This is a genomic window from Ancylobacter oerskovii (genome assembly GCF_018390555.1).
Taxonomy (GTDB): domain Bacteria; phylum Pseudomonadota; class Alphaproteobacteria; order Rhizobiales; family Xanthobacteraceae; genus Ancylobacter; species Ancylobacter oerskovii.
The window spans coordinates 610410-625064 of record NZ_JAHBGB010000002.1 but is presented as its reverse complement, the minus strand read 5'-3'; the positions used below and the strand labels follow the sequence as shown (position 1 = coordinate 625064).

Sequence of the window (14655 nt, the reverse complement as noted above, 5' to 3'; positions counted from 1 at the left end):
GACGCGACGTGGAAATCCAGTGTCTGTGGCCTTGCGGCCGCGCTTCTCGTGGCTTGTGCGGCCGCGGGCGGGCTCGCCGGCGCGGCGGCGCAGGAGGCGCAACGCTCCCCCACCCCGCCGGCATCCGCTTCGCCGCCGGCTGCCGCATCCGGTTCCGCCCGGACGGCTCCTGACGTCCCGGTGCCGGGTTTCTGGGATCCCCGGCGCCAGCCGGAGAAGCCGGATGTCACCCGCGTGCCGGTGCAGATCCGCTTCGTCACCACCGAGGACTACCCGCCCTTCAGCTTTCGCGGCGAGGACGGGCGCCCGGCCGGCTTCAATATCGACCTCGCCCGCGCCATCTGCTCCGAGCTCGCCATCACCTGCTCGCTGGAGGTGGTCCCCTTCGAGGCGCTGACCGAGGCGCTGGCCGGCGGCAAGGCGGACGCCGCCATCGCCGGCCTCGCCATTTCCCCCGCCAGCCGCGAGGCGGTCGATTTTTCCGATCGCTATTTCCGCTCGCCCGCCCGTTTCGTCGCCCGCAAGGCGGATGTCCTCCCGGCGGTCACTCCCGACCTCGTGGCGTCGAAGACGGTCGGCGTCGTCGCCGGCACCGCGCATGAGGCCTATCTGCGCGATTTCTTCGCGGAGGCCGCCATCCGCTCCTATCCGACGCCGGAGGAGGCGCGCGCCGCCCTGCTCCGACGCGAGGTGGATCTCGTCTTCGGCGACGGCGTGCAGCTTGCCTTCTGGCTCAACGGGTCGTCCTCGGAGGCCTGCTGCGCCTTCGCCGGCGGGCCGTTCACCGAGAGCCTCTATTTCGGCGAGGGCATGGGCATCGCGGTGCGGCGCGGCGACGATGCGCTGCGCCAGTCGCTGAACTATGCGCTGGCGCAGATCTGGGAGAACGGCGCCTATGTCGATCTCTATCTGCGCTGGTTCCCCATCGGCGTCTATTGAAGCGGTCGCCCGCCTCCACCACGGCGCCGCCATCGCGAAAAGCACCAAAAGCGTCACCCCGGCCTCCCCATCCGCTTGACGCGATGAGAACATAAAGCGAACATCGATGCAAGAACCCGGTTGGGGAGGTGCGCTTCGATTGACGCTGCGGGTGCGACTGCCTAGTGTCCGCGCCCATTCTTTCAAGGTCGGGAGAGACCCATCATGACGGCGACCGCTCCGGTCGAGGATTTTGCTGCCGAACTGCGTACGCTGGCGGAGACCGCCGGCGCCTGGCCGTTCGAGGAAGCCCGCAAGATCGTCGAGCGCCTGACGCGGAAACCCAAGGCCGAGGTCCTGTTCGAGACCGGCTACGGCCCGTCCGGCCTGCCGCATATCGGCACCTTCGGCGAGGTGGCGCGCACCACCATGGTGCGCCACGCCTTCCATGTGCTCACCGAAGGCAGGATTCCGACGCGGCTGCTGTGCTTCTCCGACGATATGGACGGCATGCGCAAGATCCCGGACAACGTGCCGGATCCCGCCGCGCTGAAGCCCTATCTGCAGATGCCGCTCACCGTGGTGCCCAACCCGTTCGGCGGCGGCTATGCCAGCTTCGGCGACCACAACAACGCCATGCTGCGCCGCTTCCTCGACACGTTCGGCTTCGAATACGAGTTCGCCTCGGCGACCGACTACTACAAGTCGGGCAAGCTCGACGCGGTGCTGCTCAAGGCCGCCGAGAAGTACGACGCCATCATGGAGGTAATGCTGCCCACCCTCGGGGAGGAGCGGCAGGCGACCTATTCGCCCTTCCTGCCGATCTCGCCGACCTCCGGGCGCGTGCTCTACGTGCCCTTGAAGGCAGTGGACGCCAAGGCCGGCACCATCACCTTCACCGACGAGGACGGGGTGGACAAGACGCTTCCCGTCACCGGCGGCCAGGTGAAGCTGCAGTGGAAGCCGGATTTCGGCGCCCGCTGGGCGGCGCTCGACGTCGATTTCGAGATGTTCGGCAAGGACCACCAGACCAACGCGCCGATCTATGACCGCATCTGCGAGATCCTTGGCGGCGTGGCGCCGGAGCATTTCGTCTATGAGCTGTTCCTCGACGAGATCGGCCAGAAGATCTCGAAGTCGAAGGGCAATGGCCTGACCATCGACGAGTGGCTCACCTATGCCAGCCCGGAGAGCCTGGCGCTCTACATGTTCCAGTCGCCGCGCTCGGCGAAGAAGCTGCATTTCGACGTCATTCCCAAGGCGGTCGACGAATATTACGGCTTCCTCGCCCGCTACCCGACGCAGGACTGGAAGAACCGGCTCGGCAACCCGGTGTGGCACATCCATTCCGGCAACCCGCCGGCGATCGACCTGCCGCTCTCCTTCGGCCTGCTGCTCAAGCTCGCCTCGGCCTCCAACGCCGAGGACAAGGGCGTGCTGTGGCGGATGATCAGCCGCTATGCGCCCGGCGTGACGGTGGAAACCCATCCGCATATGGACGCGCTCGCCGGCTATGCGGTGCGCTATTTCATCGACCGGGTGAAGCCGCGCCGCGTCTTCCGCCTGGCCGACGAGGTGGAGGCCGATGCGCTCGCCCGCCTCGACGCCGCGCTGGCGCCGCTCGACGGCACCGACCGCGAGGCGATCCAGAACGCGGTGCTCGACGTCGCCCGTCCGGTGCCGCGCTATCAGGACCTCAAGCGCAAGGGTCCCGATGGCGGGCCGGGCGTCTCCTTCGCCTGGTTCAGCGCGCTGTACGAGTTGCTGCTCGGCGAGAAGGAAGGGCCGCGCTTCGGCACCTTCGTCGCGGCCTATGGCATCCCGGAGACGCGGGCGCTGATCGCCCGGGCATTGTCCGGCGAGCTGGCGAGGGGCGCGGCGTAGCGACGGCGGCCTCTGCGTCCGGCACGCGGGAGTGCCTGCGGCCGGCCGCTATGGGGCGCCGGATCGGCGTCCCGCCTTCGCTGTCCGGCGGGCTTGGCGGTGCGGCGTTCCGTGACGATGTGTCGGTCTCGGCATGCGCCGCGGCGCCCATCGATGAAGAGCCGCTGCCGCGATGTAGCCTCCGCCGACGCGCCGCTGCCGGCTCGCTGGCCCGAAGGATGCTCGGCGGTGTGGCGTTCCGTGACGATGTATCGGTTTTGGCATGCGGCGCGGCGCCCTTCGATGGAGAGCCGCAGCCGCGATTTGGGCTACCCGCCGGCGTCCCGCTATCGGCTCGCCTGCCGGGAGCGGGCCCGGCGGTGCTGCGGTGCCGGAAGGATGTTCCGGCTCGGCATACGGATCGGGGAGTCGGTGGAAGAGCAACTGCTGCGACGCGCGCCGCCGGATCGGCATCCCGGTATCGCCTTCGCTCCCGCGGACAGGCTCGGCGGTGTCGTGACGGTGTTCCGGCTTCGGCATATGGCGCGCCGATCCGCTGGTGGAGAACCGGTACTGCGGCGCGAGCCGACCTTGCCGCCCATTGATGCCGGATACTAGCCTGCCGCCGGATGGGCCGGATGAGGAGAACTATGTCGCGCTTTGGGGGAGCCGTCGCGGCGGCGTGTACGCTGTTCTGTGTTGCCGGGGCGGCGAGCGCCCAATCGGTGCCGCCGGGCAGCTATCAGCAATCCTGCCAGGATGTTCGCAATGTCGCCGGCTGGCTTCGCGCCTCCTGCCGCGACCGTTCGGGGCGCTGGGTCGAGGCCACGCTGGCGATCTCCTGGTGCGCGCCCGGCAACGACATCTCCAACGAGGATGGCCGCCTCGTCTGCAAGCCGGGTTCTTCCGGTTCCTCCGGCTTCGGCGAGCGTTCGCCGCAGGGCTCCTATATGGGCACCTGCCGCGATGTGCGCATGTCGGCGGGCTGGCTCAAGGCGAGCTGCCAGGACATGAAGGGCCGCTGGGTCGACGCCACCACGGCGGCCAGCTGGTGCACCGGCCGCGACATCGCCAATGTCGATGGCCGGCTCACCTGCCGCTGATTATCACCGCGGAAAGGCATTACCCCGACCGCCAACGCCCGACCGCCGGAATGCCGCCGGTCGATATCGACTGGCGAGCGGCTCCCGCCGTCCCCTTGCGGGTGCGGGGCGTGCCCGCCCCCGGTTCAGCTCAGCGAGCGGTCCCCCAGCGCCTTCTCCCTCAGGGCGGTCAGCGTCGTGGTGGGGGTGATCGCTTCCGGGTCGAGCAGCACATGCACCACCGCCGGCCGGCCGGAGGCCAGCGCCGCGTCGAGCGCCGGCACCAGCAGGTCGTCGCGCTCCACCCGCGCCCCGAAGGCCCCGAAAGCCCTGGCATAGGCGGCGAAATCGGGGTTCACCAGCGAGGTGCCGAACACCCGCGTCGGGAATTCCCGTTCCTGGTGCATGCGGATGGTGCCGTACATGCCGTTGTCGATCACCACCGCCAGCACCGGGATCTCGTGCTGCACGGCGGTGGCGAGTTCCTGCCCGGTCATCAGGAAGTCGCCGTCGCCGCACACCGCCACGGCGAGCCGTTCGGGATGGGTCCGCCGGGCGGCGATCGCCGCCGGGAAGCCGTAGCCCATCGAGCCCGAGGTCGGGGCCAGCTGGCTGCCATGGGCGCGGAAATGGTGGAAGCGATGCACCCAGGTGGCGAAGTTCCCCGCGCCGTTGCAGATCGCGGTGTCCGCCGGCAGCGCCCGCAGCCAATGCACCAGCGTCGCCATCTGCACCGCGCCGGGATTGGCCGGCGGCTGGTCGCTCCAGGCGCGGAAGTCGGCCCGCGCCTCCTCCCGCCAGCCGCTCCAGCGGATCGCCTGCGGCGGCTGCACGCCTTCCAGCGCCGCGGCGAAGGCCTGCGGCGAGGCGTTGATGGCGAGCGCGGGCTGGAACACCCGGCCGAGCTCGTCGGCATCGGCATGCACATGCACGATGTCGACGCCGGGATCGGGAATGGGGAACAGCGAATAGCCCTGCGAGGGCACCTCGCCCAGCCGCCCGCCGGCGAGGATGACGAGGTCGGCCGCCCTCAAGCGCGCCACCAGCTTGGGGTTGATGCCGAGCCCGACATCGCCGGCATAGCAGGCATGGTCGGCGGGAAACAGCATCTGCCGGCGGAAGCTGACGCAGACCGGCAGGTCGAAGCGCGCGGCGAAGCGCTTCACGCTGGCGATGGCCTTCTCGCTCCAGCGGCTGCCGCCGAGCATGAGGATCGGCCGCTCGGCGTTCCACAGCAGCTTCTGCAGCCGCATCATGTCGGTGAGGCCCGGCCAGGTCTCGGCCGGCTCGAAGGCCGGCGCGTCCGGCACCTCGACCGTGTCGGCCAGCATGTCCTCGGGCAGCGCGATCACCACCGGCCCGGGCCGGCCCTGCGTCGCCATGCGGAAGGCGCGGGCGATGATCTCCGGGATGCGCGCGGCCTCGTCGATCTCCACCGCCCATTTGGCGAGCGTGCCGAACACCGCGCGGTAATCGACCTCCTGGAACGCCTCGCGTCCGCGCATCGCCCGGCCGATCTGGCCGACGAACAGCAGCATCGGCGTCGAATCCTGCTGCGCGACATGCACGCCGGCGGAGGCGTTGGTGGCGCCCGGCCCGCGGGTGACGAAGCAGATGCCCGGCCGGCCGGTTAGCTTGCCCGCGGCTTCCGCCATCATCGCCGCGCCACCCTCCTGCCGGCACACGACGAAGTCGATCTCGGTGTCCGACATGGCGTCGAGCACGTCGAGATAGCTCTCGCCCGGCACGCCGAAGGCGCGGGTGACGCCGTGGGCGACGAGCGCGTCGACGAGCAGGCGGGCGCCGGAGCGGGCGGGCGGGGTGGAAGCGATGTCGGGCATGGAGCGGGCACTCGCGACGGGAGGGGCGGGCGCAGCCTATCGCGGGAGCGCGCGGCGGTGAACTGGGCGCGGGCGACGCTCCACTCTTTGCGCGCGGCTAGAGAAAGCCGATCCACCGCCCGGCCAGCAGCACGCCGAGCCACAGCCCCATCGAGGCGAGGGCGCGCAGCTTCACGCCCGGCGTCGGCTCCGCGCCGGCGAGGAGCCGGCGATAGCCGCCGCTGGCGTGCTGCCAGCCAATATTGGCGAGCGCCAGTGCCAGCAGGCCCATCTTTGCGAGGAAGGCGGCGTTGCCGAGATATTCGGCCGGCCGCACCGTGAACAGCCAGAGCCCGGTCGCCAGCGCGAGCCCCACCCCCAGCATGGCGGCGCGGGAGAGGAAGGGCACCAGCAGCGCCGCCGGGATGGCGCGCGTCAGGCCGAGCAGCCGGGCATCGAGCGGCAGCACCGCGCCGAGCAGCAGCCCGATGCCGAGGATGTGCGCGGCATTGACGAAGAGATAGGCGGTGCCCGATCCGTGCAGCCACCGCGCTCCCGGCCAGCTCGCCAGCACCGCGACAAGGTCCATGGCGCGCCGCGGCGTCAGCCGTCGCCGATCCGCTCGGGATACATGTCGTAGTTCTTGCCGGCGATGGTGAGGCGCACCGCCTTCATATGCGCCTGGGCATGGTCGCGCGAGCGGTTGCCGAGCACGGTGACGGCGTCGCCCGGCTTGGCGGTGTCGGCACGGAAGCCGGACGCCTCCGTCTGCCGGGGATTGCCGAGGTCGACCCGCCACACGGTGCCGTCCTGGGCGGCGACCTGCAGGGTCGGATGCGGCGGCGCCATGGAAATGGAGCGGATGGTGCCGGTGAGCGTCATCTTCTCGCCCTCCGCCCAGGACCAGCCGTGATGGGCGAGGGCGGGAGCGGCAGCGCCCAGCGCGAGCGCGCAGGTGACGATGAGAGCGGGAGCCGAACGGAGCATGGAGGCCTCCTGTCGCAAACAAGCCTGACGCAAGGGTAAGTCGCGAATGGCAGGGAAGGCGACCGCCCCTTCTCTCACAATCGCGCCAGCGGGCCTCCGGCCGTCGCTCGGCCGAGGGGAGGGGCGGATCGGCCTGACCGACGGCATCGGCCGCACCATACACCTCACCGGACACGACGCGGCGGGGAAGCGGGCGTCGCGCTTTCGTACCGACCGGCCCGCGATCGGCCGCATCCTTCATCCCATCCTACGCGAGGGCGGAAGCGGCAGCATCGGTCTTTCCGGCCCGAACGGCCGGAAACCGGCCGCATGCTACACCTCACCGGACGCCCGGCGCCTGTGGCACCGGACGGGGCTCATCTTGCAGGATGTAGCCGAACATTTTCCCGGGCACGGATTTCGGGCCGAGACGACGGACGGCGAGCCGGGAGAGGCCTGCGAGGACTTGCGGTCCCCGCATGAAGACTAGACGTCTACGCTGGCGCGCAGCGCATTGTCCTGGATGAATTCGCGGCGCGGCTCCACCACGTCGCCCATCAGCCGGTTGAACAGGTCGTCGGCATCGGCGACCTCCTTCACCTTCACCTGCAGCAGCGAGCGGGCATTGACGTCGAGCGTGGTTTCCCACAGCTGCTCGGCATTCATCTCGCCGAGACCTTTATAGCGTTGCAGCGACACGCCTTTCCGGCCGGCATCGGTGATGGCGTCGAACAGGTCCATCGGGCCGTGCACCACCGTCTCGGTGCTGCGCCGCCGCAGCGTCGCCGCCTGCATATGCACCTCGTGGAGGTTGCGGACGAGCTGGTCGAGCCGCCGCGCCTCGGCCGAGCCGACAAAGGTGGCGTCGAGATGCACGACCTCCTTCACCCCGCGCACGGTGCGCTGGAAGTGGAAGCCGGAAGGATCCGCCTCGCCGCTCCAGCCGCGCTCGATATCTTCGGCAATGTTGTCGAGGCGTTGCGCCACTTCGGCGGCCACCTTCGCCGCCCGCACCTCGTCGGAAAGCAGGCCGGGTGCCAGGGCGTCGGCCAGTGCCGCCTGTTCCACCACGGCGCGGTTGTAGCGCGGATGCAATCCCTGCAGCGTGGCGCGGAAGGCGCGGGCGCTCTCCACGACCGAGAGCAGGTCGGCACCGGCGCGGACCTCGCCATTGGCCATGACGAGGCTGGCCTCCTCAAGTCCCTGCGAAATCAGGTAGTCTTCCAGCGACCGCTCGTCCTTGAGATATTGCTCGGACTTGCCGCGGGTCACTTTGTAGAGCGGCGGCTGGGCGATGTAGATATGCCCGCGCTCCAGCAATTCCGGCATCTGGCGGAAGAAGAAGGTCAGCAGCAGGGTGCGGATGTGCGAGCCGTCGACATCCGCGTCGGTCATGATGATAATCTTGTGATAGCGCAGCTTCTCGACATTGAAGTCGTCGCGGCCGATTCCGGTGCCCAGCGCCGTGATCAACGTGCCAACCTGGTCGGAAGACAGCATCTTGTCGAAGCGCGCCCGCTCGACATTGAGGATCTTGCCTCGCAGGGGAAGAATAGCCTGGAAGGCCCGGTTGCGGCCCATCTTGGCCGAGCCGCCTGCCGAGTCGCCCTCGACGATGAACAGCTCGGATTTTGCCGGGTCTCTTTCCTGGCAATCGGCGAGCTTGCCCGGCAGGGAGGCGACATCGAGCGGGTTCTTGCGGCGGGTGAGTTCGCGCGCCTTGCGCGCCGCCTCGCGGGCCGCGGCGGCCTCCACCACCTTGCCGACCACCGATTTCGCCTCGGCGGGGTTTTCTTCCAGCCAGTTGTTCAGCGCGTCGTTGACCAGCGTCTCCACCACGGGACGCACCTCGGAGGACACCAGCTTGTCCTTGGTCTGCGAGGAGAATTTCGGATCGGGCACCTTCACCGACAGCACGGCGGTGAGCCCTTCGCGGCAATCCTCGCCGGTCGGGTCGACCTTTTCCTTCTTGGCGATACCCGATCGCTCGGAATAGCCGATGATCTGCCGGGTCAGGGCTGCCGCGAAGCCGGTAAAATGCGTGCCGCGGTCACGCTGCGGGATGTTGTTGGTGAAGCACAGCACGTTTTCATGGTAGCTGTCGTTCCAGGACAGCGCGCATTCGACGGTAATGCCGTCCTTCTCGGCGCGAATCACCACCGGCTTCGGCAGCAGGGCCTGCTTGGAACGGTCGAGATACTGAACGAAGGCTTCGACGCCGCCCTCGTACATCATCTCCTCGCGCTTGATTTCCGCGTGGCGGGCGTCGGTCAGGATGATCTTCACGCCGGAATTCAGGAACGCAAGTTCCCGCAGCCGGTGTTCCAGTGTCGCGTAGTCGAATTCGATCCGGGTGAAGGTTTCCGGCGAGGGGAGGAACGTGACGCGCGTGCCGCGTCGGCCTTCCGGCGCTGGGCCGACCTGCTTCAGGTCTTCCTCAGCATCTCCATGGCGGAAGCGCATGGTATATTCGTAGCCATTGCGCCAGATCGTCAGGTCAAGCAAAGTAGAGAGCGCGTTGACCACGGAGACGCCGACGCCGTGAAGGCCGCCGGAAACCTTGTAGGAGTTCTGGTTGAACTTCCCGCCGGCGTGAAGCTGCGTCATGATGACTTGCGCGGCCGAGACGCCTTCTTCCGGGTGAATATCCGTCGGAATGCCACGGCCGTTATCCGTCACCGTCACCGAGCCATCGGCGTTCAACGTGACGGTCACTTCGGTCGCATAGCCCGCCAATGCTTCGTCGATGGCGTTGTCAACCACCTCGTATACCATGTGGTGCAGACCCGAACCATCGTCGGTGTCGCCGATATACATGCCCGGCCGCTTGCGCACCGCGTCCAGTCCCTTGAGGACCTGGATGGACTGCGCGCCGTACTCTTCGGGAGTCGGGGCGGAATCGGTATCGGCCATGGCTGTCAGCTCTTCGAATCGTTGAAATTGCTCAGGAGTCTTTGTAGCGCAATCGCGCGCCTATTTCGTGGCCACCATCACCGCGGCGCCGGCCATGGCCGTGCCGCAGGCGCGGTTGATCAGCTGGATCGCCCGGCGGCTCGCCACCATGCCACGCGCCCGCTGGGCGAGCCCGACATAGGTGCCGAACACCAGCGCCAGCACCAGCGCGATGATCGCGCACATCTCGGAAAAGGCCAGCAATGTCAGTCGATTGAGATCGATCAGCGTCGGCAGCAGCGCCAGGTAGAAGGCCATGGCCTTGGGGTTGCCGAGCGTCATGCCGAGCCCGGTGAAGAACAGGCCGACGCGCGAGCCGGTCGGCTTGGGGGGCGTTGCGGCGATGGCATGGGCTGGCGCCGTCCACAGCTTCCAGGCGAGGAACAGCAGGTAGAGCGCCGCCGCCAGCCGTACCAGCACGAACAGCGAGCCGAGGGCGGCCGCCAGGGCGGCCAGGCCCAATGCCGCCGCCGCCAGCCACACCATGTCGCCGAGAATGATGCCGACAACCAGAGGGGCCACGCCCTGACGGCCATAGGCCAATGTCCGCGCCACCAGGGCGATCACGCTGGGGCCCGGCGAGGCAGCGGCCAGCGCAAGGGCGGCAGCGAAGACGAACAGTCCCAATAAATCCATGGCTCTTCGTGCGCGCGTGCGCGCGAAAGGTCAAGGGATTAAATAGTTTAATCAGCTCAACGTGTTGGACGCCTCATGCCGGGGCCGGATGCACATGGCCGGGGCTGACCGAAAACCGCATGGCTTCCGGCGGCAGGGCCGCGAACGCGGCGGGGTCGGCACCGGTCATCCATACCTGGCCGCCGAGTGTCCTGAGCGTGGCGAACAACGCCTCGCGGCGGCCGGGGTCGAGATAGGCGACGACGTCGTCGAGCAGCATCACCGGGCTCATGCCGGCCATCTCGGCTACCAGCCGGGCATGGGCAAGGATGAGGCCGATCAGCAGGGCCTTCTGCTCGCCCGTGGAGCCCTGCGAGGCCGGCATCGCCTTCGGGCCATGGCCGACCATCAGGTCGGACAGGTGCGCGCCTTCCAGCGTCCGGCCCGCCGCGCGGTCGCGGGGGCGATTGTCGCGCAGGAGGCCGCGATAGCCGTCCTCCACCTGGGTCGCCGACAGGTGGGCAAGCTCGCGCTCGATCTCGCCGTCGAGCTGCAGCGTGGCCCAGGGAAAGGCGGAGGCCTCGTCGCGCCCGGCGGCAATGCCGGCATCGAGGCGGCGCACCGTTTCCAGCCGAGCCGCCGCGACGGCCACCGAGAGGGCCGCAAGCTCCTGTTCCACGGCGTCGAGATAGCGGGCGTCCGTGCGCGGCTCCTCCAGCAGGCGGTTGCGCGAACGCAGCGCCCGCTCCAGCGCATTGACCCGCGCGCCATGCTCCGCATCGACGCTGAGCACCAGCCGATCGAGGAAGCGGCGACGTTCGGAGGGCGGTCCGGTGAACAGGCCGTCCATCTCCGGTGTCAGCCAGATCACCCGCACATAATCGGCAAAGGCGGTCGCCGAGCCTACCGGGGCGCCATCGATGCGGCAGCGCCGCGTCCGTATCTCCCCGCTGGGGTCCGGCTCCTGCCCGGTGCCGAGCGTGACGTCGCCATAGGGGCCGTCCAGCGTCGCCGAGACCGCCCAGCCTTCCGCCGGCACGCCGTCCTCGCGGTGAGCAAACTGGTCGAGCGCGGCACGCCGCAAGCCGCGCCCGGGCGCGAGCAGCGAGACGGCCTCCAGAACGTTGGTCTTGCCGGCTCCGTTCGGCCCGATCAGCACCAGCGTATCGGCCTCGGAGCGCAGCTCGGCGACCTCATAGCTGCGGAACCGCGTCAGGCGCAGGCGGGTGATGCGCGTGGCGGGCGGGCTCACACGCGCATCGGCATCAGCACATAAAGCGCGCCGCGCCGCTCGGGATCCTGGACCAGCGTCGGCGAGCCGGGATCGGCGAATTTCAGCTCCGCCGTAGTGCCTTCGATCTGGCCGGTAATGTCGAGGAGGTACCGGCTGTTGAAGCCGATGTCGATCGCTTCGGCCGCGTACTCGACCTCGATCTCCTCGGTGGCGCTGCCGGAATCCGGGTTGGTGACCGAAAGGGTGAGCTTGCCGTCGGCGATGGAGAGTTTCACCGCCCGGCCGCGCTCGCTGGCCACCGTGGAGACGCGGTCGACCGCGGCGGCGAAATCCGCCTTCTCGACCACCAGCGTCTTGTCGTTGTTGAGTGGGATGACCCGGCCATAGTCCGGGAAGGTACCGTCGATCAGCTTCGAGGTCAGCACCACCCGGTCGAGCGAGACGCGGATCTTGGCGGTGGACAGCTCGAAGGTGACTTCCGCATCGCCATTCTCGGCGAGGCGCTGGATCTCGGCCACGGCCTTGCGCGGCACGATGATGCCGGGCATGCCCGCAGCACCGGCCGGAGCTTCGGTCTGGGCCTGGGCGAGGCGATGGCCATCGGTGGCGACCGCGCGCAGCACCGGGGTGCCGCCGGCATCGGCGACGTGGAAATAGATGCCGTTCAGATAATAGCGGGTCTCTTCGGTCGAGATGGCGAACTGCGTCTTGTCGACGAGGCGCTTGAGCTCGCCGGCCGACAGGGTGAAGCGATGGCTCATCTCGCCGGCGGCGAGGTCCGGGAACTCGGTCTCCGGCAGCGTCTGCAGCTGGAAGCGCGAGCGGCCGGCCCGCACGGTGAGCGTGCCGCGATCGCCGGAGGTCTCGATCTGCACCTGCGCGCCCTCGGGCAGCTTGCGCACGATCTCGTAGATGGTGTGGGCGGGAACCGTGGTGGCGCCTTCCTGGCCGACCTCGGCGGGAATGGTCTCCACCACCTCGATGTCGAGGTCGGTGGCGCGCAGGGCAAGGCCGCGCGCATCGGTGCGCATCAGCACGTTCGCCAGGATCGGAATGGTATTGCGCCGCTCGACGACCCGGTGGACATGGGCGAGAGACTTGAGGAGCTCGGCCCGCTCGACGGTGACCTTCATGGCCGCGACACCCGTGGCTTTCGGAAAGGGGAGGGACTTCCCAGGGCGCGGAATGAAGCGGGCGCTGCCTCACATCGCGCCCCGGCGAGCGGCGCAGGCGCGCCGCCGGGCTGACGACATTGCCGCCAGACCTCCGGCAATACAAGCCCACCATGCCGCAGTGCGGCGATTTCGTGGGGATAAGCGAGCGCTCCCGGCGGCCGATTATTCGCTGACCAGCCGCTTCAGCGTCTCGACCTCGCTGGCGAGCGCGCTGTCGCTGCCGACCAGCCCTTCGATCTTGCGCACCGCATGCAGCACGGTGGTGTGGTCGCGCCCACCGAAGCGCCGGCCGATCTCCGGCAGAGAGCGCAAGGTCAGCATCTTGGCGAGATACATCGCGATCTGGCGCGGCTTCACCACATTGGCGGTGCGGCGCTGCGAGAGGATGTCGGCGCGGGTGACGTTGTAGTGCTTGGCGACCACGCGCAGGATGTCGTCGACCCGTACCCGCTTCGGCTCGGAGGAGCGCACGAGGTCGCGCACCGCCTCTTCCGCCATTTCCAGCGTGATGGCGCGGGAGGTCAGCTGGTTATGCGCCAGCAGGCGGTTCAGCGCGCCGTCGAGATCGCGGCCGTTCTGGCCGCAATTGCGGGCGATGAACTGCAGCACGTCCTGCGGCACGCTGAAGCCCGGATGCTGCTGGGCCAGGGCGGCGACGCGGGACGCCAGGATCTCCAGCCGCAGATCCTCGTCGAGCGGGTCGATCTCCACCACGAGGCCGCCGGCGAGGCGCGAGCGCACCCGCTCCTCCAGCGCGTCGAGCTCGGACGGCGGCCGGTCGGCGGCGATGACGATCTGCCGGCCGGAATCCATCAGGGAATTGAGGGTGTGACAGAATTCCTGCTGCACGCTCTTGCCCTGCAGGAATTGCAGGTCGTCGATCACCAGCGTGTCGATCTCGCGGACCTGCTCCTTGAAGGCAAGAGCAGACTGGCTCTTCAGCGCGGCGATGAAGCCGTACATGAAGCGTTCCGCGGTGAGATAGACGACCCGGCGGCCGCGCTCGGCGCCGGCGGCCACGATGGCCTGCAGCAGATGCGTCTTGCCGAGGCCGACGGCGGCATGGAGATAAAGCGGGTTGAACACCGCGGGCCCGCCGGCGGGGGCCTGTGCGACCTTCAGCGCGGCGGCGTGGGCGAGCCGGTTCGAGCTGCCGAGCCGATAGGTGCCGAAGGTCAGCCGGGCATCGAGCGGCGAGCCGGTGCCGAGGTCGGGCGTCGAGACCGGAGCGGCGAGCGTCACGGTCGCCGCCGGCTTGGCCTCGGCGGGCTGGCGCGGCGAGACGGAAGGCTCGCTGCGGACGATCATCGGGGTCTGGCCGGGGCCGCGCAGGACGGCGGTGCGCACCGACAGCTCGACGCGCGAGCCGGAAATCTCCTCACGCCACAGGCTGGTGAGGCGATCGATATAGTGCTGCTGGATCCAGTTCTTCAGGAAGCGCGTCGGCACCGAAAGCCGCACGGTCTCGCTGAAAATGCCGTCGAGCTCCACACGCGCGAACCAGCTGAGATAGACCTCTTCCCCGATCTCCGCGCGCAGGCGGCGGCGGACCCGGTCCCACAGGCTGCGGGGGTCTCCATCGAAGCCGTCGGCCTCCGCTTCGTCACCCCGGCGGGCGGAGAGGGAATCGGAAATCGTCGTCTCGGCGATGCTGGCTTTGAACATGAAGGCTCCGCTGCTTTTTGGCGGGTTATTGGAGGCACCGGCCGGCGGCGCGTCCCGCCTGCATCAAGACGATGCGCGGACGCGCGACGAGCGCGACGGTGACGATGACAGGTCGGATGATACGCGGCCGTCAGGGCGGCGGCGTCACCGGATCAGGCCGGCGGCCCGGAACAGGGGGGCAGGGCGAATGAACAGGATGCCAGAGGGTCGTTCGGCAGATCGTGGCCGTTGGACATTCCCCGAGGCCGACTGGCGCGGCCGGCAGATCCTGTGCGCGTCATATCAAACGCGCCCATTCGCGTGAACATAAGAGCCCCTTCGCGGCAAGTGCATTGCCGTCCCTGTTGACGTTTATTTGTTTCAGG

At 68.7% G+C, this 14655-nt stretch carries 11 protein-coding genes; 3 read left to right on the top strand and 8 right to left on the bottom strand.

Annotated features, from left to right (window positions below; genetic code table 11):
- Nucleotides 1–180: 180 nt before the first annotated feature.
- From KHC19_RS03185 to KHC19_RS03175, 3 genes are all read left to right on the top strand, one after another.
- Nucleotides 181–939 carry an ABC transporter substrate-binding protein gene (locus tag KHC19_RS03185; protein ID WP_343207638.1) on the top strand — a complete coding sequence of 253 codons (759 nt, stop codon included), beginning with the start codon at nucleotides 181–183 and terminating at the stop codon, nucleotides 937–939.
- A 204-nt stretch (nucleotides 940–1143) separates the two neighbouring features.
- Nucleotides 1144–2802, top strand: coding sequence for a lysine--tRNA ligase (locus KHC19_RS03180; RefSeq protein ID WP_213350552.1), 1659 nt, complete (start codon nucleotides 1144–1146; stop codon nucleotides 2800–2802).
- A 629-nt stretch (nucleotides 2803–3431) separates the two neighbouring features.
- Complete coding sequence (locus KHC19_RS03175; protein ID WP_213350551.1) at nucleotides 3432–3884, top strand: CVNH domain-containing protein; 453 nt, start codon at nucleotides 3432–3434, stop codon at nucleotides 3882–3884.
- A gap of 125 nt (nucleotides 3885–4009) precedes the next feature.
- Here the strand turns inward: KHC19_RS03175 and KHC19_RS03170 are convergent, their stop codons facing one another.
- The 8 genes from KHC19_RS03170 to dnaA form a co-directional block, all read right to left on the bottom strand.
- Complete coding sequence (locus KHC19_RS03170; RefSeq protein ID WP_213350550.1) at nucleotides 4010–5704, bottom strand: thiamine pyrophosphate-binding protein; 1695 nt, start codon at nucleotides 5702–5704, stop codon at nucleotides 4010–4012.
- A gap of 97 nt (nucleotides 5705–5801) precedes the next feature.
- Nucleotides 5802–6272 carry a DUF6644 family protein gene (locus KHC19_RS03165; RefSeq protein WP_213350549.1) on the bottom strand — a complete coding sequence of 157 codons (471 nt, stop codon included), beginning with the start codon at nucleotides 6270–6272 and terminating at the stop codon, nucleotides 5802–5804.
- Nucleotides 6273–6286: 14 nt separating this feature from the next.
- Entirely contained in the window at nucleotides 6287–6670 is a 384-nt protein-coding gene (locus KHC19_RS03160; RefSeq protein WP_213350548.1) for a DUF6152 family protein, read from the bottom strand.
- Between the two features lie 465 nt (nucleotides 6671–7135).
- Nucleotides 7136–9562, bottom strand: a complete 2427-nt coding sequence (gene gyrB, locus KHC19_RS03155; RefSeq protein ID WP_213350547.1) for a DNA topoisomerase (ATP-hydrolyzing) subunit B — start codon at nucleotides 9560–9562, stop codon at nucleotides 7136–7138.
- 60 nt (nucleotides 9563–9622) lie between these two features.
- A complete protein-coding gene (locus tag KHC19_RS03150; RefSeq protein WP_213350546.1) occupies nucleotides 9623–10237 on the bottom strand; it encodes a LysE family translocator in 615 nt (204 codons plus the stop codon).
- A 73-nt stretch (nucleotides 10238–10310) separates the two neighbouring features.
- Nucleotides 10311–11468, bottom strand: a complete 1158-nt coding sequence (gene recF / locus KHC19_RS03145) for a DNA replication/repair protein RecF (RefSeq protein WP_213350545.1) — start codon at nucleotides 11466–11468, stop codon at nucleotides 10311–10313.
- Nucleotides 11465–12583, bottom strand: coding sequence for a DNA polymerase III subunit beta (gene dnaN, locus KHC19_RS03140; protein WP_213350544.1), 1119 nt, complete (start codon nucleotides 12581–12583; stop codon nucleotides 11465–11467). Before dnaN ends, recF begins: the two co-directional genes overlap by 4 nt.
- A 204-nt stretch (nucleotides 12584–12787) precedes the next feature.
- Nucleotides 12788–14290: a chromosomal replication initiator protein DnaA gene (gene dnaA, locus KHC19_RS03135; protein ID WP_213350543.1), complete on the bottom strand. Its 1503-nt coding sequence runs from the start codon at nucleotides 14288–14290 to the stop codon at nucleotides 12788–12790.
- Between the last annotated feature and the right edge of the window lie 365 nt (nucleotides 14291–14655).

Excerpts from the sequence above, each read along its gene's own strand:
- KHC19_RS03180 (WP_213350552.1), top strand. The coding sequence starts at position 1,144 with ATGACGGCGACCGCTCCGGTCGAGGATTTTGCTGCCGAACTGCGTACG.
- KHC19_RS03175 (WP_213350551.1), top strand. The coding sequence starts at position 3,432 with ATGTCGCGCTTTGGGGGAGCCGTCGCGGCGGCGTGTACGCTGTTCTGT.
- KHC19_RS03170 (WP_213350550.1), bottom strand. The coding sequence starts at position 5,704 with ATGCCCGACATCGCTTCCACCCCGCCCGCCCGCTCCGGCGCCCGCCTG.
- KHC19_RS03165 (WP_213350549.1), bottom strand. The coding sequence starts at position 6,272 with ATGGACCTTGTCGCGGTGCTGGCGAGCTGGCCGGGAGCGCGGTGGCTG.
- KHC19_RS03160 (WP_213350548.1), bottom strand. The coding sequence starts at position 6,670 with ATGCTCCGTTCGGCTCCCGCTCTCATCGTCACCTGCGCGCTCGCGCTG.
- gyrB (WP_213350547.1), bottom strand. The coding sequence starts at position 9,562 with ATGGCCGATACCGATTCCGCCCCGACTCCCGAAGAGTACGGCGCGCAG.
- KHC19_RS03150 (WP_213350546.1), bottom strand. The coding sequence starts at position 10,237 with ATGGATTTATTGGGACTGTTCGTCTTCGCTGCCGCCCTTGCGCTGGCC.
- dnaN (WP_213350544.1), bottom strand. The coding sequence starts at position 12,583 with ATGAAGGTCACCGTCGAGCGGGCCGAGCTCCTCAAGTCTCTCGCCCAT.
- dnaA (WP_213350543.1), bottom strand. The coding sequence starts at position 14,290 with ATGTTCAAAGCCAGCATCGCCGAGACGACGATTTCCGATTCCCTCTCC.